An 18,984-nucleotide genomic window follows, 5' to 3' on the forward strand; every position below is an offset into this window, starting at 1 on the left:
TCGGATAGGGCGCGCTCGGCGAAGTGAGCGTGGTCAGACGGAGACCGGTCTCACCCGTCGCGGTTCACCTCGCCGATGCGAGTAGGCCGAGCCGCGTCAGCTCGTGCTCGCGAATGTTGCGGGTGATCGGACAATAGCCGCCTTTCTTCGCCTGCATCTGGCCGTCTCGCGAAATTACAGAGCGGACGAACTCGCCGCTCAGCGTGTCGATCGGCTTCTTGGGATCCTTCAGCAGGTAGACGTTCGGATCGGCCGCAAAAACCCGCTCTCTCTGCTCCATGCTCATGCACTGGAGCGGATTGTCCTCATGGACATAAATCGCGAGGGCGTCGATCGCGACTAGAACCGCCGTTGGCTTGTAGCCGAATTTCGCTTGGAAGTCGGCGATCTCATCCGGCGTCATTTATCGCGACATTGGACCGAGTTGCGCTTCTCCCGAGAGGAGCGCCGGCGGCGCCGTGTTGGATCCCTTGCCTTCAATGTCGATCTTCACATTCGGGTATATCGACTGGAAGCCCTCGGCCCAGAGCTCCATTTCGTGAAGCATGATGTCGGAGCCGACAGACTTCAGATTTCCCGACAGCGCGCCGATGGGTTTGTAGGGAGAAAGCTCCAGATCGAGCGCGACAGCGCCGGCGGCCAAAACCACGAAAGCCGCGACGGCGGCGGAGAGGGCGCGCAGTTTCATGGCTTTTCTCCGTTGCATCAATCATTGCGGCCGAAACTACCTCGCTGCGCGCAAGCGCGCGATCGATATGGAATGGCTGGGGGATCGCCTCGAGGCGGATGTTCAGTCAGTCGTTCTTGCTTTGGCCGCAATTTCGCTCGGCGAAATGACAGGCGCGTGACGCCTGTGCGACGGCGCGGCCGCGCAGCGTGCAGTTCAAGAAAAAGCGCAAAAAAACCGGAAGGCGAGGCGTCGCCTTCCGGTTTGACGTGATGCGGCTGCGCGAAGGCGCGGCCGCGTCTGTTCGTCAGTAGCTGTAATACATGTCGAATTCGACCGGATGCGGCGTCATTTCGAAGCGCATCACGTCCTGCATCTTGAGGTCGATATAGGAGTTGATGAAGTCCTCATTGAAGACGCCGCCGGCCGTCAGATAGGCATGGTCTGCTTTGAGATTCGCGAGCGCTTCGCGCAGGCTGCCGCACACCGTCGGGATGGCCTTCAACTCTTCCGGCGGGAGATCGTAGAGATCCTTGTCAGCCGGTCCGCCCGGATCGATCTTGTTGGCGATGCCGTCGAGGCCCGCCATCAGCATGGCGGCGAAGGCCAGATAGGGATTCGCCGTCGGATCGGGGAAACGGACCTCGACGCGCTTCGCCTTCGGGCTGGAGCTGAAGGGGATGCGGCAGGACGCCGAGCGGTTGCGCGACGAATAAGCGAGCAGCACCGGCGCCTCATAGCCCGGAACCAGACGCTTATACGAGTTGGTCGACGGGTTGGTGAAGGCGTTCAGCGACTTCGCATGCTTGATGATGCCGCCGATGTACCACAGGCACTCCTGAGAGAGGCCGGCGTATTTGTCGCCTGCGAAGACCGGCTTGCCGTCCTTCCAGATCGACTGATGGACGTGCATGCCCGAACCATTGTCGCCAAACACCGGCTTCGGCATGAAGGTCGCCGACTTGCCGTAGGAATGCGCGACCTGATGGATCGCATACTTATAGATCTGCAGGTGATCGGCGACCGTGACGAGCGTCTCGAACTTCAGACCGAGTTCGTGCTGGGCGGAGGCGACTTCGTGATGGTGCTTCTCGACCTTGACGCCCATGGCCGACATGGCGGCGAGCATCTCGCTGCGCATGTCCTGTCCCGCGTCGACCGGCGGCACCGGGAAGTAGCCGCCTTTGGTGCGCACGCGGTGGCCGAGATTGCCGCCTTCATAGGCCGTGCCGCTATTGGAGGGCAGCTCGGTCGAATCGAGAGTGAAGCCCGTATCGTAGGGCTCGGTTGAAAAGCGCACGTCGTCAAAGACGAAGAATTCGGCCTCGGGACCGAAAAAAGCCGTGTCGCCGACGCCGGTCGATTTCAGATGCTCCATCGCCTTCTTGGCCACGCCGCGCGGGTCGCGGTTGTAGGGCTGGCCCGTCGAGGGCTCTACGACGTCGCAGACGACGGAGAGCGTCGACGCCGCGAAGAAGGGGTCCACGGCGATGGAGTTCAGATCCGGAAGGAGCGTCATGTCCGATTCATTGATCGCTTTCCAGCCGGCGATCGACGAGCCGTCGAACATGATGCCTTCGGTCAAAGCTTCTTCATCGACAATCGAAACGTCGAACGTCACATGCTGCCACTTGCCGCGCGGGTCGGTAAACCGGAAATCGACGTATTTAACGTCGTTATCCTTGATCTGCTTAAGAACGTCCTTGGCCGTTGTCATGTGGTTCGATGCCTCTCTTTGCTGATCTTGCTGTTTAGTTGTTTTCGCGTTGGGCGCGGCGGAGCGTCTGAAGATGTTGGCGAGAAAGCTCATGGGGCGGGGGCTCGGTGCTAGATGGCGTCCGCGCCGGTCTCGCCGGTGCGAATTCGGATCGCGCCTTCGACGTTGGAAACAAAAATCTTGCCATCGCCGATTCGGCCGGTTTGCGCCGCCGTGCGTATGGCCTCGACGGCGCGCTCCACGGCGTCGTCCGCAAGAACGATCTCGATTTTAACTTTCGGTAGGAAATCAACGACATATTCGGCGCCGCGATAGAGCTCCGTGTGGCCTTTTTGACGGCCAAAACCTTTCGCCTCGGTGACCGTAATCCCCTGGAGGCCCGCCGCCTGCAGCGCTTCCTTCACTTCATCGAGCTTGAACGGCTTAATGATCGCCTCGACCTTTTTCATCAAATCCCCCGCGCGCTTAGCTTAAGCCCCGGCCCGCTAGCGACTTTGGCTCTGCTGAAGAGCCGCCGAGCTTCTAACATTGCCGCCCTGGTCGCGCCATGGCCAAAGTTCCGGCGCCAACCCAGGTCTGGCGCCTATTAAACATACTGTTTGCGCTTATTTTCAGCTATAAGCCTAACTTATAGGCGCTGGCCGCTCGTCGACGATGGCAGGCAAATCTTCCCGGGCGCCCCATTCCGACCAGGAGCCGTCATACACCGTGGCGGGCGGACGTCCCGCCGCTGCGAGCGCGAGGCTGATGAGGCAAGCCGTGAGCCCGGAGCCGCAGGTGGCGATGACCGGCGCGTCGGGATTGACGCCCGCCGAGGAAAAGGCCGCTTCGAGCCCGGGCTTGTCCTTCAGTCTTCCGCCTTCGAGGACATTGCCGAATGGAAGGTTCAGCGCGCCGGGCATGTGGCCCGAGCGCAGGCCCGGGCGCGGCTCAGGCGCCCAGCCGTGGAAACGCTCCGCGCCGCGCGCGTCGACCACCTGCGGCCCGCCGAGATCAAGCGCGCGCCGCACCGCCTGCGCGTCGGCGACCAGGCGCGCGTCGAAACGGGGCGTAAAAACCGCCGACGCTCTCTTGCGCGCCTCGCCCTGTTCGAGCGGACGGCCTTCGCCCCGCCACGCAGGAAGGCCGCCCGCAAGGATCGAGACCCGTTGCACGCCGAAGACAGTAAGCGTCCACCAGAGACGCGGCGCTGAAAATATGCCGACGCTATCGTAGACGACGGCCTGCATGCCGTCTCCAAATCCGAGCCGGCGCATCTCCGCCGCGAAGACTTCGGGCTTGGGCAACATATGCGGCAGGTCGGTGGACGGATCGGCGATCGCGTCTATATCGAAGAACTGCGCGCCGGGAACATGCCCCGCAAGGAACTCGGCGCGGGCGTCGCGGCCAGTCGCCGGCATGTGCCATGACGCGTCCAAGACAACGAGATCCGGCGCATTGAGACGCTCTGCGAGCCACGCCGTGGTGACGAAAAGCTTTTCGGGATCAATTCTACGCGACATCGTCCGCTCGCTGCGTCCGACGCTGCTTGCATCCGTCGGTCCGGCGTTCACAATACGCCGATTCGATTCTCACGCCATCGGCGCTTGACCCATGCTCGACATTCCAGGCAAGGCCTGCGGCTCCTGCTTCTTCTGCTGCAAGGTTCTTGAAATCGACGAATTCAAGAAGCCGGCGGGCAAGCTCTGCGAGCATTGCGTGCTGACGGGCGGCTGCGGCGTTTATGACACGCGTCCGGACGTGTGTCGCGACTACTACTGCCGATGGAAAGATGAGCGCAGCTTTTCGTCGCAACTACGACCCGACAAGGTCGGCACGCTGCTGATGGATGACCCGGACAGCGACGAATACCACGCGGTCTGCGACCCTGAAAAGCCGTTTTCCTGGCGCAATCCTCTCGTATTTAGGCATCTTGTCGCCGAGGCGAAGGCGGGACGGCTCGTCGTCGCAAAGGCGGGGTTGCGGGCATGGCGCATTTTCGAAGACGGACGGTGGCAAGAATGGGCCTGAGCCTCACAGCCGCGCGCGCCAAGAATTGGACCGAGAATTCCGAGGAATTGTCTGCGCCGAGCGACGCTTCGAGGCCATGAGAGCGGGCGCCCGGCTTTCTTGCCTTGCGGCGCGCGGCGGCTGCGCCGCCGCAGCGATGTCGGTAGCGCTCTGCGCGCCCGCCGCCGCGGAGATGCTCAGGGCGCATTACGCCTTAAGTCTCATGGGGCTCTCCATCGGCAGCGCATCCGCGTCCGGCATCGTCGACGCGCAGAACTACCGCGTTGAGATCTCGATGCGGACGACAGGACTCGCCAATCTCATCAACAACGCCAAGGGCGCCGCCAGCGCGAGCGGCGGCCTGACCGCCGGCGGTCCGTCGCCGGCAAATTACGCCAACACCACCTCGAACAGCGACGAGACGCGCACGGTGCGCATGTCGCTCGCCGGCAATGCGGTGCGCGCGGTGGAGGTGAGGCCCGCGCCCTGGGACGCCGAGGCGCGCGTCCCCGTGACGGAAAGCGCCAAGCGCCACATCGTGGATCCGGTCAGCGCGCTGATCATGCGCGTGCCGCCTGGAGAGGAGCTCACCGGTCCTTCGGCGTGCAACCGAACCATTTCCGTTTTTGACGGCGTGACGCGTTTCGACGTGGAGCTCGCCTATGCCGGCGATCACACGGCGCAAACGCGAGGTTACGCCGGCCCTGTCACCGTATGTTCGGCGCGTTATACCCCGATCGCCGGGCATCGCCCCGACAGCTCCGCGACGCGCTATATGGCGAACAATAACGACATCAGCGTCTGGCTCGCGCCGCTTCCCGAGGCGCGGGTCGTGGTGCCGATTCACATCGCGATCGGCACCGCCGCCGGCAAGCTCGTCATCGACGCGTCGGAGTTCCAGATCGAGCAGCGCCGCGCCGATTTCAGGCGCTGACCGGCTTCGGCCGATTTCACTCGACGCGAACTTCCTTGGTCTTTTTCCGGTTCATGCGGTCGGATTCATATTCGAGATATCTGACTTCCAGAGGGTCCGCGCCCTTATTCGGGCGCAGACAAAATGACGGGCGCGGCGAAAAGCCTCCATCCTGCGCCTCGAAGCAATCGGAGAAGCGCACCTCGCACTGAAACTTCGTTTCGCTTTTTGGCGCCGCCCGCGCCGCGACGGCGCGCGCTTTTTCGATCGCCTGCTTGCAGACGTCGGGGTTGAAGCCCCATGCCTCGCAGTCGCTTTGCGTCGCCATATATTTGCCGTCGGCGGAACAGACGGGCGAGCGTCGGAACGCGTAATAGGCTGAAAATCCAGCGGCCGCGACAGCGACAGCAATGATGAAAAACTTGAACATCGGACGTCACGCTCGCGAGATGGACTGTTGCCGCGCTCCGATAGATAGTCGTCGGCGCGCAGCGGCGGCAAGCGCAAACTGAGCCCTTGTACGAGCTTTAATGCGGCGATGCAGCGCAGCGGCGGCCCTGTCGATCGCTTGACAGCGCTTTGCGTCTGCAATACTCCGAAACCACCGCATTTCGGAACCGCGGCCGAGAGCTGCGAGCATTATGGCTCTCCGGACGCGGCTAGGGCCGAATAAGCGATGCAGACGCGTTCCCGCCTAGGTGAGGTCGACGTTGAACCAAAACCGAGGCGGGCCGACGTCAGCCATGCTTTCCACTTGACCAATTCGACGAAGAAAGCAACGCCGCGGTCGCGGATTGCAGCCTGAATCTCGGCTTGTGGCGAAAACGGCAGTGTGTGTGACAGAAGGAGGAAACTATGGGCGCTATTCTTGAACTGACGAGCTATGCAGCGACCCCGGTCGGCATGATCGCGATCATCGTCATCGGCGCGGCCGCGTATTTCGCCGCCCGCTGGGTGTTCAGCGACTAAAACAAGCTTCAGCATTCAAAACGCGGCGCGCTGGCCTCCTTGGGCCAGCGCGCCGTTTTTGTTTGTCTGTTGGCCGGTTCGGCGCGCGCAAAGAGGCTTGCATCCGTGGGAGCCTGCGGTATTGTGACTTACGCCCCCACTTCTAACGGGCAGGGCGTGCCGGCCTGCCGGGCTCCAGGATTGGGGTGCGTCCAAGGCCGGTGCGGGGCGATCTCGACCAATACGCTGCGCTTCGCGCGGCGGTGGAGGCTGAATGGCTCCTACCTCTTCGATCAGGGCCGCGAATGACCACCGGGACGGTTCGCGCGCCGCTCGGCCCAATGGCGCCGAAGGCGTCCGCGCGACGGCGGAGGCGGAGCGCATCGACGTCGCCATTGCCGATAAGAGCCCGCTGATCCTCGCAGGGCTGGACAAGCTGCTGTCGGACGACCGCCGGTTCACCCTTGTGGCGAAGCTGACGGACGGCGAAGAATTTCTCGAAGCGGCGCGTCAGCAGAAATTCACGATCGCCGTCATCGGCTGGCAACTGCCGACGCTGCACGCCCGCGACGTCTTGCGCGCGCTGTCGCGCCAAGTCGCGGCGCCCAAGATCGTCGTCTACAGCGGCACCAATGATCCTGCCGCGCCGGCCGAAACTCTGCAGCTTGGCGGCGCCGGCTTCGTCTCCAAGCGCGCGCCGCCGGAGCGGCTTCTGGATGTGTTGGCCGCGGTGGCGGCGGGCGACATGGTGTTTCCCTTCGTCGACATCCGCAAGATGCGCAGCGACCCGCTGGAAAATCTGACCCTACGGGAGCGGAGCCTGTTATCGGCGCTCGGCTCCGGGCACACCAACAGTCAGCTCGCCAAGGATTTCGGCGTCTCGATCAACACGATCAAATTCCATCTGCGCAATCTTTTCGAAAAGCTCGATGTGCGCAATCGGGCGCAGGCGATCGCGCTCTTTCTGGAGATGAAGCACGGCGCATATCCAGGCGGGGCCGGCGGGCGCAGCATGGAGCCGGCGGGCGCGTCGCGCGGAAGACGGCACCGTTCGGACTAGATCACGCTGCATTTGGGCGGATCGCCCAGATGCAGATAAATTGATCGATTCCAAAAGTTTAGAGCGCGCTCAACGCGAAAGACCGGTTCCGACTTTTTCGCGAGCCGCGCTCTAGGCGCGCATGGGCGGCGCCCTCTATGGGCAATGGCCGGACTATGGCGCGGGAAACAGCGCGTCGCTTTTTCCGGTCAGCCGATAGGCGACCAGTCCCGCCCACTCATGCGCGGCGAATTCCACAAGTCCGAGCGCTTTCGTCGCGAAACGCGGGAATTCGAGCCCAGAGTCGCCGCTGGTGCGATAGTCGACCGGATAGGCGATCACATCGAAGCCCGCCTGACGGAACACGCCGATGGCGCGCGGCATGTGAATCGCCGAGGTGACGAGCAGCCAACGCGCGCCAGGCTTGGGGCCAAGCAGTTCTCGCGTGAAGACGGCGTTCTCGTAACTATTGCGCGAGCGTCGCTCATAGAGAACGTCGCCCTGATCGAGTCCGATCTCACGCCAGAAGCGCTGCACCGCGTCGGCTTCGGAGTAGGGCGAAGCCTGCAGCGCGGCGGAGCCGCCGGTAAAGACGAGACGCGCATTGGGATATTTGCGTTTGAGCGTGATCGGCGCGGTCAGGCGCTCGGCGGCGTCGACCAGAGTCGGACGATCGCGGCTGGCGCTCAGCCGCTCGTCGATCGTTCCGCCGAGAACGATGATGCCGTCGGGCGCCGGCATATCGTCGGGCGGCGGGTGAAAACGCGCCTCGAGCGGGCCCGCAAGGAGACCGCTGAGCGGTCCGAAGGCGATCAGCAGCAAGGCGAACGCGCTAACGGTCGAGAGCGCGCGTCCCCAAGTTTTCCAGCGCGTGAACAGCAGCGTTGCGCCGATGACGGCGAGGAAAATGAAAAAGTGGACCGGCGCCAGAACGAACGCGAAGCTTTTCGAGACGATGAAGAACATCGGTTCATGCATCTTTCCGGCGCGTCATCGCGCGCAAAGCGGCGGAAGCGAAGGTATTGCGGACGGCTTCGATGCGCGCGCAATGGCGCCTTCGCTGCGACCGATCACATATTCGGATAGTTCGGTCCGCCGCCGCCCTCCGGCGGAACCCAGGTGATATTTTGCGCCGGGTCCTTGATGTCGCAGGTTTTGCAGTGAACGCAATTCTGCGCGTTGATCACGAAGCGCGGATCACGGCGCGTCGTCTCATCGGCATAGACCACCTCATAGACGCCCGCCGGGCAATACAGTCGCGCGGGCTCGCCGTAGATCGGGAGATTGCGCGCGATCGGAATCGCGGGATCGGCAAGCTTCAGATGAACCGGCTGATCCTCCTCGTGATTGGTGTTCGAGACGAACACCGACGACAGCTTGTCGAAGACGAGTTTGCCTGCGCGTTTCGGGTAGACGATCGGCGTGACTTCCGAGAGCGGCTTCAAGGTCTCGTAATCGGCCTTGCCGTGCTTGAGCGTGCCGAAGAAGGAAAAGCCGAACAGCTCATTCGTCCACATGTCGAGGCCAAAGAGCGGCGCGCCGACATAGGTGCCGTATTTCGACCAGAGCGGCTTGACGTTGCGCACGGGCTTTAGATCGCGGCCGATCTCGGAGGCGCGCCAGGCGGCGTCATAGGCGTCCACCGCGTCATGCGCGCGGCCTTCGCCGATCGCCGCCGCGATATGTTCGGCGCACAGAATGCCCGAAACAATAGCGTTGTGGGACCCTTTGATGCGCGGCACATTCATGAAGCCCGCAGCGCAGCCGACCAGCGCGCCGCCCGGCATGACGAGCTTTGGCACGCTCTGCCACCCGCCTTCCGTCAGCGCGCGCGCGCCATAGGAAAGACGTTCGCCGCCTTCGAGCGTCGGCGCGATCATCGGATGCGTCTTGAAGCGCTGAAATTCGTCGAAGGGAGAGAGTGTCGGATTTGAATAGTTGAGATGCACGACGAAGCCGATCGACACGAGATCGTCGTCGAAATGATAGAGGAAAGAGCCGCCGCCGGTGTCGGCCGCAAGCGGCCAGCCGAAGGAATGCTGCACAAGTCCATCCTTGTGCTTCTCCTTCGGAATGCGCCAAAGCTCCTTGAAGCCGATGCCGAATTTTTGCGGCTCGCTGTTTGCGCAAAGGTCGTATTTGGCCAGTAACTGCTTGGTGAGCGAACCGCGCGCGCCTTCGGCGAAGATCGTATATTTGCCTTTCAGCTCCATCCCGCGGGTGAAGCTGTCTTTGGGTTTGCCGTCGCGTCCCACGCCCATGTCGCCGGTCGCGACGCCGACGACTTCGCCCTCGTCGCCGTAAAGAACTTCGGCGCCGGCGAACCCGGGATAGATCTCGACGCCAAGGTTTTCCGCTTCCGACGCGAGAAAGCGCACGACATTGCCGAGCGAGCCGATGAAATTGCCGTGATTGTTCATCAGCCGCGGCATCAAAATATTAGGAATGCGAATGCTGGCTTTCTCCGACAGCAACAGGAAATGGTCCTCATGCACTTTCGTCTTCAGCGGCGCGTCGTCGCGCGTGCGCCATTCGGGCAGCAGCCGGTCAAGTCCAATCGGATCAATGACCGCGCCGGATAGAATATGCGCGCCGGGCTCGGAGCCCTTCTCGATGACCACGACGGAGAGATCCGGCGCAACTTGCTTCAAGCGAATCGCCGCGGCGAGGCCGGCCGGGCCCGCGCCGACCACGACCACGTCATATTCCATAGATTCGCGTGGCGGCAGCTCCGTATCTTCAGCCATTTTCAATCCCTTTTGCCTTTTCTTGGAGGCATTCTAGCCTTTTTGCCGCCGGCGCGGCAAAAGGAGTTTCGCCTTGGGAGGGGCTTTGTTGTAGGCGCCTCGCGGCAAGTTTCGTCGCGCGGCGGGGAAGGTGCATAATCCGGCCATGCTCGATCCGCTCTACGCCCCCGCCGCATGAAGCGTCTCGCGGTCTTCATTGCGCTGGCGCTCCTTGCCGTCGTCGTTTGGCGCGTGGCCTATCGTCCGGCGACTCCCGCCGATGTCTTTCTGGGCTATGTCGAAGGAGAGATGCTCTACATCGGCCCTTACGAGACCGAGAGGGTCGCGAGCCTCGCGGTTTCGGCCGGCGCCGAGGTCAAAAAGGGCGATCCGCTGTTCACGATGTCGACGACGCTTCTCGATCGCCTGCGCGACGAGTCGTCGGCGCGCCTCGCCCAACTCGAGGCGCAAGTCGAAAATCTACGCGCGGCGATGAATCGGCCCGAGCAGATCGCCGTTTTGCAGGCCGCGCTGGAGCGCGCCGAGGCCGCTCTCGAATTGTCCCGCGCTGATTACGAGCGGCAACGAAAACTATACGCCAAAGGCCATGTCGCGAAGGCCGCGCTCGATCGCGCCGAAATGGCCCGCGCGCGCGACGAGGCGAGCGTGGAGGAAGCGCGCCGGCAGGTTCAGGCTTCGCGCATGGCAAGTCGCTCACAGGAGATTGAAGCCGCTGAAGCCAGCTTGAAACAGGCGCGCGCGCAACTCGACGCGCTGAACATCCGCATCAAGCGCCAGAGCGTGGTCGCGCCCGCCGACGGCGTGGTGCAAGACGTTTTTTTCCGCCCCGGCGAGATCGTCAACGCTGGTCAACCGGTCGTGGCGCTATTGCCGCCGGAGAATCGTAAGGTGCGCTTCTTCATTTCCGAGCCGGAGCTGCCGAAGATCTCGCTGGGCGAACGGATGCGCGTCACCTGCGACGGCTGCGCCGACGACCTCTTTGGGCGCGTCAGCTATATCGCCGGCCGGCAGGAATATACGCCTCCCGTGATCTTCAGCGACAAGGAGCGCGCAAAACTCGTTTTCAAGGCCGAAGCGCGGCTCGAAGGCGCGGCGCGCGCGTTGCCGCTTGGCATGCCGGTCGCCGTCGGGCCGGCGCCGGAGTCGACGGGAGCGGCGCCGTGAGCGCTGAGAGCGACATCGCGATCGACGTGCGCGGGCTCACCAAATCCTTCGGCGCCAAAAAGGTCGTCGACAATTTCACGCTGCAGGTGGCGCGCGGTCACATCCAGGGCTTTCTCGGCCCGAACGGCAGCGGCAAGACGACGACGATCCGCATGCTCTGCGGCCTGCTGACGCCCGATTCGGGCGAGGGCGAATGTCTTGGCTACGACATTCGCCGGCAGCAGGAAGAGATCAAGCGCTATGTCGGCTATATGACGCAGGGCTTTTCACTTTATCGCGACCTCACCATTCGCGAAAATCTGGAGTTCGTCGCGCGCGTTTACGGTCTCGAAGCGCCGGAGGACGCAGCTCAGGGCGCGCTCGAGCGCCTCGGCCTCGTCGCGCGGGCCGACCAACTCGCCGGCGAGCTTTCCGGCGGCTGGAAGCAGCGACTGGCGCTTGGCGCATGCATCTTGCCTGGCCCGTCGCTGCTCCTCCTCGACGAACCGACTGCGGGCGTCGATCCCAAGGCGCGACGCGACTTTTGGGACGAGATCCATCATCTGGCGACGCAAGGCTTAACAGTGCTCGTTTCGACGCACTACATGGACGAAGCGGAGCGCTGTCACCGGATCGCCTATATCGCCAATGGGCGGCTGCTCGCTTCGGGCACGATTCCGGAGATTATCGCCGGCGCGAATCTCTCGACCTGGGTCGTGACGGGCGAAGGCCTCGATCTGCTCAGCAGCGAATTGAAACGTCAACCCGGCGTGGACATGGTTGCGCGCTTCGGTTCGGCGCTGCACGTCGGCGGCCGCGATGAAGCGGCGATGGAGCGCGTCGCGGATCGCTATAGCGCCGAAGGCCTTCATCATTGGAGACGCGACGAGCCATCGCTCGAAGACGTGTTCATTGATTTGATGACCCGCGCTGGAGCCGACCAGTGAGCACGCAGGAAGGCCTGCCGCGCGTCGTCCCGCGTCCGGCGCGCCGCGGCCCGCTCGCGCAGTCCTGGCAGCGTTTGGTCGCGATGTTCGTCAAGGAATTCATTCAGCTTCGGCGCGACCGGCCGACCTTCGCGATGATCGTCGGCATTCCGCTGATTCAGCTGATGCTTTTTGGATATGCGATCAACACCGATCCCAAACATCTGCCGACGGCGGTGCTGACGGGCGACGACAGCCCGATCGCGCGCGCGCTGATCGGCGCTTTGCGCGCCACCGATTATTTCAACATCAAATATGTCGCGCGCGGCGAGGCCGACGCCGACAAATTGATCCTCTCGAACAAGGTGCAATTCGTCATTCAAATTCCGCCCGATTTCTCTCGCCAGCTCGTCCGCGGCGAAAAACCGGGGCTGCTTCTCATCGCCGACGCCACGGACCCGACGGCGACCTCGGGCGCGGTCGCCGCCGCGCTCGGCGCCGCGAATCAGGCGCTCGACCGTGAACTGACCGGACCGCTGGCGTCGCTTGCGCAGAATGCGCCGCCTTACGAGATCCGCGTGCATCGGCGCTACAATCCGGCTGGAGAGACCCGCCGCAATATCGTGCCCGGACTGATCGGCACGATTTTGACCATGACGATGCTGATGTATACGGCGATGTCGGTGACGCGGGAAATCGAGCGGGGAACGATGGAGGCGCTGCTCGCCATGCCGATACTCCCGGTCGAGATCATGCTCGGAAAAATCGCGCCCTATGTGGTCGTCGGCGCCGTGCAGATGTCGACGATCCTCATCGTCGCTTCCTTGTTGTTTCAGGTGCCGGTGGTCGGTTCGCTCTTTACGCTCAGCGTGCTGACTCTGCTTTTTATCGTCGCCAATCTGTCGGTGGGCTACACTTTCTCGACGGTCGCGGTAAATCAGCTGCAGGCGATGCAGATGACCTTCTTCTTTTTTCTGCCGAGCATGCTTCTTTCGGGCTTCCTTTTTCCTTTCCACGGAATGCCGATGTGGGCGCAATATACGGGTGAGGCGCTGCCGCTCACCCATTATCTGCGCATTGTGCGCTCGGTGATGTTGAAGGGCTCGAACTTCGGCGATCTCGCCGTCGACGCCGGCGCGCTTGCGGCCTTTACGCTTGTCGCGATGAGCGTCGCGGTGATGCGTTTCCGGCAGACGCTGGACTGATGGCGAATTTTCGGCGGCTTAACTTTGGCGCGGAGACTAACAATGTCGGACACCCAAGACGCGGAAGCGCGATTCAACTTCATCATGAAAATCGCCGCCGTCGCCGCGGTGGTGCTGACCGGCTATTACATCTGGTCCTTCTTCGTCAGCAGTCGCTATGAGGCGCTCTGCGGCGGCTCCTATTGGGAGCTCGACAAGAAACAAATCGACTCCTGTCTCGACAGGAAAAAGGAACTCGAGAAATAGAGCAGCTCCGCATCGCGCGTCGCCCGAGGCCCACTAGAAAAGAAAGGCGAGGCTCTGCGCAAAAAAGCCTGCGAACAGCAGCAGACCGGCGTCGCGATTTGAGCGGAACAGGCGCAGAGCGGTGATCGGCGCGACATCTTCTCGGGTCTGCGCGGTCTGCCAAGCGAGATGCGTCGCATAGGCGGCGACCCCCGCATAGGCGAACCACCCGCCGCCCGCCAGAAAAACGGCGAAGGCGGCGCATGCGGCGGACACGGCATAGAGCGCGCCGACCGCCAATTGCACGCGCCGTCCGAACAATCTCGCCGTCGAGCGCACGCCGACAATCGCGTCGTCGCGCATGTCCTGGAGCGCGTAAATCGTGTCGAAGCCGATCGTCCATGAGATCGCCGCCGCATAGAGAAAAAGCGCCGGCGCGCCGAGTTCCCCCGTGCGCGCCGTCCAGCCGAGCAGCGCGCCATAGGCGAAGGCTAATCCGAGGATCGCCTGCGGCCAGGACGTGAAGCGCTTGGCGAAGGGATAAATCAGCACGATCAGCGGAGATGCCAGTCCAAGAGCGATCGTGAGGCCGTTGAACGACACAAGCACCGCGAGCCCGACGAGGCATTGCGCGACGAGGAAGCCGACCGCCGCCGCAGGCGTTACGCGCCCGCTGGCGAGCGGCCGCAGACGCGTGCGCTCGACCTTGGCGTCGATCTCGCGATCAACGTAATCATTATAGGTCGAGCCCGCGCCGCGCATGGCGACGGCGCCGATAAAGAACAGCGCCAAATGCCAGACGTTGGGGCCTTCGCGCATCGACGCGGAGGCGAGCGCGCTCGCTTCCCAGCAGGGAAGCAGCAGCAGCCACCAGCCGATCGGCCGATCGAGGCGCGCAAGCTGGATATAAGGCAGGAATGCAGGCGGCGCGCGGCGCAGTAACGGATGATCCGCGATGGCGTCGGGCAGCGCGGTCGCTCCCGCCGAATCGCCGCTTCGCCTTACGCTCACAGCGGTCCGGCGGGCAACTTTGGCGGCGCCATCATGCCGCCGCCGCCAGCCGCCGCTTGATCGCGCATCTCTTTCATCTTCGCTGCGGCCGCGCAGGCCTGCGAGGCGAAGCCCTGAGTTTTGGCGCGCGCTTCCTTGAAGCCGTCGGCGACATTGTCAGGAATGTTGCACCATTCCTTGTTCTTGTTGATGTAATTCATCATCTCGGTTTCGACGGCGACGAGACGTTTCGCCGCGGGGCAGGCGGCTTCGGGATCCATCTTGCCCTTGCCAGCCTTTCCGAGAGTGTTGAGCGCCTCGATTCCCGCCATGCGCTTCTCGGTGAGCTTCCTGAAGTCTTCCTGACAGGCTTGCGCATGCGCGCCGGTAGAGGCGAGCAGCATCGCAAACAGCGAAAGTCGCGCGACAGCGCGAGAAATATCGACAGCGCCGATGATCATGTGTCTTGGTCCGCTCATCAGGCTCGCAGCATTACCAGCAGGCTTGCCGGCGACGCAAGTTTTGGCGAACCTGCACGCAACAAAGCGGCGGCTTCATGGCGAGCGCGCCTTGCGCTCGCGTCTCCGCTTGGGAAGCCATTGTGTCAGCTTACGATTTTTCTGCGCAGCGCTTGTTCGTTCGTGACGATCTCGCGCCGGATGTCGAACTCGCCCCTTCAGCTGAGGCGTCGAACTATCTGCTCAATGTCCTGCGCATGCGGGAGGGCGCCGCGATCCATCTGTTCAACGGCCGCGACGGCGAATTTCACGCGACGCTCGCGAACGTCTCGCGACGCTCCGCAAGATTACGCGTCGGCGAGCGACTGCGCGCCCAGACCGAACGCGCCGATCTCGATTATTGTTTCGCTCCCCTAAAGCAGGCGCGGCTCGACTACATGGCGCAGAAGGCCACGGAGATGGGCGCCGGCCGCCTTCTGCCGGTGATGACGCGCCGAACGCAGGTCCGCCGGCTCAACGCGGGGCGGCTCGAGTCCAATGTCATCGAGGCCGCCGAGCAATGCGGCGTGCTGGCCGTGCCCGAAGTCGCGGCCGCCGTCGAACTGTCAGAGTTTCTCGCGCGTTGGCCGGCGCGGCGGCTCCTCGTGTTTTGTGACGAACGCGCCGCGCTCGCCAACCCCTTGGACGCGCTCGAGGGCCGTACGGCGGGAGAGGGCGTGAGCGTGCTCATTGGACCGGAAGGCGGCTTCGATGACGTCGAACGGGCCGCCATCGCCGGTCTGCCCAACGTCGCGCGCCTTTCGCTCGGACCGCGCGTGCTGCGCGCCGACACCGCCGCCGTCGCGGCTCTAGCGATCGTCCAGGCCGCGATCGGCGATTGGCGTTCTCGGACGGCCGCCGTCTAAACCAAAAATAAATAAATAGAAAATAAAGGGTAGTTCTCACGTGGCGCCGACAGGTTTCGCCAGTGGGCGTCCAAGACACGATCCTGCCACGATGTTTGGCTCTAGTTGGATTTGCAGCGCCGGAATGCGCCGCTCGAAGGCGAGGAGGTTCTCGTCGCCGCCAGCGCAATTACGGCGTATCGAGACATTGTCGGGATCGCAAGGCTCCGGAAATCTCGCGCGACGCGCGCGTTTTTTTTCGGAAATGAGGCCCAAAACTCATGACCCTAGACAACATCAGCCGCAGTAACCGTTTTCTGCCGGCGGGCTTTTTCGGCGCCATCGCGCTCACGGCCATCGCCGTTGCGCCGGCGCATGCCGACAATGTCAGCCAATGCGCGCGATATGGCGCCGATTATGTCGCAGTCGCGGGGTCAAACGGTTGTGTTCGCCTTGGCGGTCACGTCCGCGTCTCTATGCCTCGCGCCCCTGTCGCCCCATTGGGTTACACGGATATGCGCCGGGACGGCATGCAGCATGCCGCCGCGCGTTCCTCGCTGCCGCCGATGGCGCCCTTCGGACTGCACGACCTCTTCCCACGCTAACCATCGCGTCGGCGCCGGCTCCAAATTCTACTGCGGAAGCACGCAGTCGGTGAAGGCGGCGTCGATCGACTGCCCCCACCCGCCGTAATAAGCGTCCAAGCGCCGCTGGGCGAGGGTGCGTCCGTCTTCGAGAATTGCTTCCAGCGGCGTAAGAAAAACGCTCTCATCGCGTCCTTTGGCGTCAAGGCGGGCGCGTTGGCGCAATCCGACCTTCGCCAGCGCAAGAACGTCGCGCCCGACGTCGCGCAGGCTGCGGCCCTCGATTCTCGCATCGAGCGCCAGAGCGGGCACATCCGCGCGTAGCGCCTGACGCGCGGCGGCGCTCCACCCCTTCGTCAGTTCGCGCGCCTGATCCAGCCCGGCGGCGTCATAGAACAGACCGGCGCAAAGCGCGGGAAGGGCGGTGAAATGGGCGCGCGGGCCTGCGTCCGCGCCGCGCATTTCGAGATAGGTCTTTAACCTCACCTCCGGAAAGATCGTCGAGAGATGATTGGCCCAGTCGGACATCGTGGCGCGCTCGCCAGGCAGTTGCTGAAGGCGGCCCTTCATCAAGTCCCGAAAGCTCGCTCCCGCCACATCGTGATAGACGTCGCCGCGTTTGACGAAATACATCGGCACGTCGAGCGCATAGTCGACGTAGCGTTCGAAGCCGAATCCCTCCTCGAAGGCGAAGGGCAGCATGCCGGTTCGGTCGGGATCGGTGTCGAGCCAAATGTAGGACCGTTGCGACAGCCGGCCGGTCGGCTTGCCGTCGAGAAACGGCGAATTGGCGAACATCGCGGTGATGAGCGGCTGTAAAGCGAGGCCGACACGCGTTTTTTGGACCATGTCGGCCTCGTCGACGAAGTCGAGGTTGACCTGCACGGTTGCGGTGCGAAACATCATATCGAGCCCGAGCGCGCCAACTTTCGGCATGTAGGCTTGCATGATGGCGTAGCGCTGCTTGGGCATCGTCGGCGTCTCCGAGCGTGACCACTTCGGACTGCAGCCAAGATCAAGGAACCGCACGCCCAGCGCTCGGGCTATGGGCGCAAGGGCCGCGAAATGCGCGTCAAGCTCGTCATGCGTGGCGTGAACGTCGGCCAGAGGCGCCCCGGAGAGTTCGAATTGTCCGCCGGGCTCGAGCGAAATCGCGCCGCCGCCATCGGACTGATAGAGGCCGATCAGCGCGTCCCGGTCGAGGATGGGGGCCCAGCCGAGCGTGTCGCGCAGGCCCTCGAGCAGCGCCCGCACGCCGCCCCGGCCTCCCGAGCCCTCATAGGGGACCGGCGAATCGTCGGCCGCATAGAAGGGGATTTTCTCGTGCTCCGTGCCGATAAGCAGCGGCGCGCCGCCGGTCTTGGAGCCGGCTTCGAACCATTCGACCAACATGTTGCGCGACGTGATCGGCGTCGTGTCGGATACGTCGCGGGCCATCTACGGGGAATTTTCCGTGCTAGAGGAGACGCGCGATTGCGGCGCGGGATGCGCCTCGCGGGTGAAGGAATCGCGCCGATGGATTGCAGGAAAGCGGGCGTTGCGCAAGCCTCCGCCCGCGCCGGCTCGTAGGGGCAGCGCGCCGAAGGGCGTCCTGGGTTTAGAACTTCGCGGGCGGTCCCGAGCTTGGCGGCCAGCCCCTAGCGCTTGCCGAACATCTGGCCGAGAATGCTTTCAAAGTCCGAGCGCGCGCCGGCGTTTTCGCCGCCGCCGCCGCGTCCGATCTGCAGCGTCTGCTTGATCTCTTCGATCGCCTGCTGAATCGACGCCTGATCCATGTCGTCGGGCAGGCCCTGAGAGCGCCCAGCGCCCGGGTCGAGGTCAAGCGGACCGCCCATCGGTCCGCCGACAGGTCCACCCAAGGGTCCATCCATGGGTCCGCCGTAGGGGTCGGGCGCGGGCCGGCGGCCGCCGCCGAGCAGCGAGCCCAGAATCGACCCCAGAAGTCCGCCAAGCAGGCCGCCGCCTCTCGTTGCGCCGCCAGCTGCGCCGCCTTGAGGCGTCGGCGCCGGCGCGGGTTCGGGCTGCGAGGCCCGCCCGCCGCCGAGCATTTGCTCCAATATGGAGCCGAGCGCGCCGGAGCTGACGAGCTGGCCGAGCACGCCGCCGAGGCCCCGGTTGCTCACATTTTTGAATAATCCGCCGATGAGCACGGAAACCAGCACCGGCAGCAATTGCGAGAGAATGTCCGGACGCAGCCCCGACTCGCGGGCCGCGACCTGCACGACTTGCCCAGCGGCCGCCGGCGAGCCGAAGAGCTCTTCGAGCAGCTGTCGCGACTGGGCGAGAGAATCCGCGTCCTGCGCGGCGCCAGGGTCGTCGAAGGCGGCCGCGCGCAGCGGGGACGCGATATCGCCCAAGAGCTTTTCGAACAGCAACGGCTGTTCGGCGGCGTTGTTCAGGCCGACTTCGAGCGCGGGAGAGAGGGCTTTGATGGCGCGGTCCATCTGTTCGTCGGAGAGGCCGAAGCGCTGAGCGAGATTGGAGACCAACTGGCCGCCTTGCGCGGACTGCAAAATCTCGTCGAGATAGGACATGCGCGCAGCTCCGTT

21 protein-coding genes are annotated in these 18,984 nt (G+C 63.6%); 9 read left to right on the forward strand and 12 right to left on the reverse strand.

The annotated features are described in order from the left end of the window. Nucleotides 1-64 precede the first annotated feature (64 nt). The 5 genes from ACR65T_RS10825 to sseA form a co-directional block, all read right to left on the reverse strand. Complete coding sequence (locus ACR65T_RS10825; protein ID WP_434496487.1) at nucleotides 65-403, reverse strand: hypothetical protein; 339 nt, start codon at nucleotides 401-403, stop codon at nucleotides 65-67. Further along, entirely contained in the window at nucleotides 404-688 is a 285-nt protein-coding gene (locus ACR65T_RS10830; protein ID WP_434496488.1) for a hypothetical protein, read from the reverse strand. It lies immediately after the preceding gene. Between the two features lie 286 nt (nucleotides 689-974). After that, a complete protein-coding gene (gene glnA, locus ACR65T_RS10835) occupies nucleotides 975-2,384 on the reverse strand; it encodes a type I glutamate--ammonia ligase (protein WP_175092761.1) in 1,410 nt (469 codons plus the stop codon). A 110-nt stretch (nucleotides 2,385-2,494) separates the two neighbouring features. Continuing rightward, nucleotides 2,495-2,833, reverse strand: coding sequence for a P-II family nitrogen regulator (locus ACR65T_RS10840; protein WP_014890136.1), 339 nt, complete (start codon nucleotides 2,831-2,833; stop codon nucleotides 2,495-2,497). Nucleotides 2,834-3,007: 174 nt separating this feature from the next. Beyond that, complete coding sequence (gene sseA, locus ACR65T_RS10845; protein ID WP_434496489.1) at nucleotides 3,008-3,886, reverse strand: 3-mercaptopyruvate sulfurtransferase; 879 nt, start codon at nucleotides 3,884-3,886, stop codon at nucleotides 3,008-3,010. A 91-nt stretch (nucleotides 3,887-3,977) separates the two neighbouring features. On the opposite strand from sseA, the gene ACR65T_RS10850 reads away from it, so the two are divergent. After that, nucleotides 3,978-4,394 (forward strand): hypothetical protein, encoded by a 417-nt coding sequence (locus ACR65T_RS10850; protein ID WP_014890134.1) that lies wholly within the window; start codon nucleotides 3,978-3,980, stop codon nucleotides 4,392-4,394. Nucleotides 4,395-4,470: 76 nt separating this feature from the next. Beyond that, entirely contained in the window at nucleotides 4,471-5,307 is an 837-nt protein-coding gene (locus ACR65T_RS10855; protein ID WP_434496490.1) for a DUF3108 domain-containing protein, read from the forward strand. Between the two features lie 16 nt (nucleotides 5,308-5,323). Here ACR65T_RS10855 and ACR65T_RS10860 read toward each other — a convergent pair whose 3' ends face one another. Continuing rightward, complete coding sequence (locus ACR65T_RS10860; protein WP_434496491.1) at nucleotides 5,324-5,716, reverse strand: hypothetical protein; 393 nt, start codon at nucleotides 5,714-5,716, stop codon at nucleotides 5,324-5,326. A 792-nt stretch (nucleotides 5,717-6,508) separates the two neighbouring features. On the opposite strand from ACR65T_RS10860, the gene ACR65T_RS10865 reads away from it, so the two are divergent. Further along, entirely contained in the window at nucleotides 6,509-7,294 is a 786-nt protein-coding gene (locus ACR65T_RS10865; protein WP_434496492.1) for a LuxR C-terminal-related transcriptional regulator, read from the forward strand. A gap of 153 nt (nucleotides 7,295-7,447) precedes the next feature. Here ACR65T_RS10865 and ACR65T_RS10870 read toward each other — a convergent pair whose 3' ends face one another. Both ACR65T_RS10870 and ACR65T_RS10875 read right to left on the reverse strand, forming a co-directional pair. After that, a complete protein-coding gene (locus ACR65T_RS10870; RefSeq protein WP_434496698.1) occupies nucleotides 7,448-8,239 on the reverse strand; it encodes a YdcF family protein in 792 nt (263 codons plus the stop codon). A gap of 104 nt (nucleotides 8,240-8,343) precedes the next feature. Next, nucleotides 8,344-10,020, reverse strand: coding sequence for an electron transfer flavoprotein-ubiquinone oxidoreductase (locus tag ACR65T_RS10875; protein WP_434496493.1), 1,677 nt, complete (start codon nucleotides 10,018-10,020; stop codon nucleotides 8,344-8,346). Nucleotides 10,021-10,194: 174 nt separating this feature from the next. Between ACR65T_RS10875 and ACR65T_RS10880 the strand changes: the two genes are divergently transcribed. From ACR65T_RS10880 to ACR65T_RS10895, 4 genes are read left to right on the forward strand one after another with little or no spacing between them, the layout of a single operon-like run. Then, on the forward strand, nucleotides 10,195-11,184 hold the full coding sequence (locus ACR65T_RS10880; RefSeq protein ID WP_434496494.1) for an HlyD family secretion protein: 990 nt from the start codon (nucleotides 10,195-10,197) through the stop codon (nucleotides 11,182-11,184). After that, nucleotides 11,181-12,110, forward strand: a complete 930-nt coding sequence (locus tag ACR65T_RS10885) for an ATP-binding cassette domain-containing protein (RefSeq protein ID WP_434496495.1) — start codon at nucleotides 11,181-11,183, stop codon at nucleotides 12,108-12,110. The genes ACR65T_RS10880 and ACR65T_RS10885 overlap by 4 nt, the downstream gene beginning before the upstream one ends. Further along, the gene (locus ACR65T_RS10890; protein WP_434496496.1) at nucleotides 12,107-13,294 is read left to right on the forward strand and encodes an ABC transporter permease; all 1,188 of its coding nucleotides are present in this window, start codon (nucleotides 12,107-12,109) and stop codon (nucleotides 13,292-13,294) included. Before ACR65T_RS10885 ends, ACR65T_RS10890 begins: the two co-directional genes overlap by 4 nt. A gap of 42 nt (nucleotides 13,295-13,336) precedes the next feature. Beyond that, the gene (locus ACR65T_RS10895) at nucleotides 13,337-13,540 is read left to right on the forward strand and encodes a hypothetical protein (protein WP_175092770.1); all 204 of its coding nucleotides are present in this window, start codon (nucleotides 13,337-13,339) and stop codon (nucleotides 13,538-13,540) included. Nucleotides 13,541-13,573: 33 nt separating this feature from the next. Here the strand turns inward: ACR65T_RS10895 and ubiA are convergent, their stop codons facing one another. Together ubiA and ACR65T_RS10905 are read right to left on the reverse strand one after the other, a co-directional pair. Then, nucleotides 13,574-14,530, reverse strand: coding sequence for a 4-hydroxybenzoate octaprenyltransferase (ubiA, locus tag ACR65T_RS10900; RefSeq protein ID WP_434496497.1), 957 nt, complete (start codon nucleotides 14,528-14,530; stop codon nucleotides 13,574-13,576). Then, nucleotides 14,527-14,970, reverse strand: coding sequence for a hypothetical protein (locus tag ACR65T_RS10905; protein WP_434496498.1), 444 nt, complete (start codon nucleotides 14,968-14,970; stop codon nucleotides 14,527-14,529). The genes ubiA and ACR65T_RS10905 overlap by 4 nt, the downstream gene beginning before the upstream one ends. 140 nt (nucleotides 14,971-15,110) lie before the next feature. Here ACR65T_RS10905 and ACR65T_RS10910 point away from each other — a divergent pair, with 140 nt between their 5' ends. Together ACR65T_RS10910 and ACR65T_RS10915 are read left to right on the forward strand one after the other, a co-directional pair. After that, on the forward strand, nucleotides 15,111-15,872 hold the full coding sequence (locus ACR65T_RS10910) for a 16S rRNA (uracil(1498)-N(3))-methyltransferase (protein WP_434496499.1): 762 nt from the start codon (nucleotides 15,111-15,113) through the stop codon (nucleotides 15,870-15,872). Nucleotides 15,873-16,132: 260 nt separating this feature from the next. Beyond that, a complete protein-coding gene (locus ACR65T_RS10915) occupies nucleotides 16,133-16,456 on the forward strand; it encodes a hypothetical protein (protein WP_434496500.1) in 324 nt (107 codons plus the stop codon). 27 nt (nucleotides 16,457-16,483) lie between these two features. Here ACR65T_RS10915 and ACR65T_RS10920 read toward each other — a convergent pair whose 3' ends face one another. Continuing rightward, on the reverse strand, nucleotides 16,484-17,872 hold the full coding sequence (locus ACR65T_RS10920) for a glutamate--cysteine ligase (RefSeq protein ID WP_434496501.1): 1,389 nt from the start codon (nucleotides 17,870-17,872) through the stop codon (nucleotides 16,484-16,486). A gap of 200 nt (nucleotides 17,873-18,072) precedes the next feature. Then, complete coding sequence (locus ACR65T_RS10925; protein WP_434496502.1) at nucleotides 18,073-18,969, reverse strand: DUF937 domain-containing protein; 897 nt, start codon at nucleotides 18,967-18,969, stop codon at nucleotides 18,073-18,075. Between the last annotated feature and the right edge of the window lie 15 nt (nucleotides 18,970-18,984).

The organism is Methylocystis sp. (assembly GCF_051061285.1).
In the GTDB taxonomy this organism is placed as follows: Bacteria; Pseudomonadota; Alphaproteobacteria; order Rhizobiales; family Beijerinckiaceae; genus Methylocystis.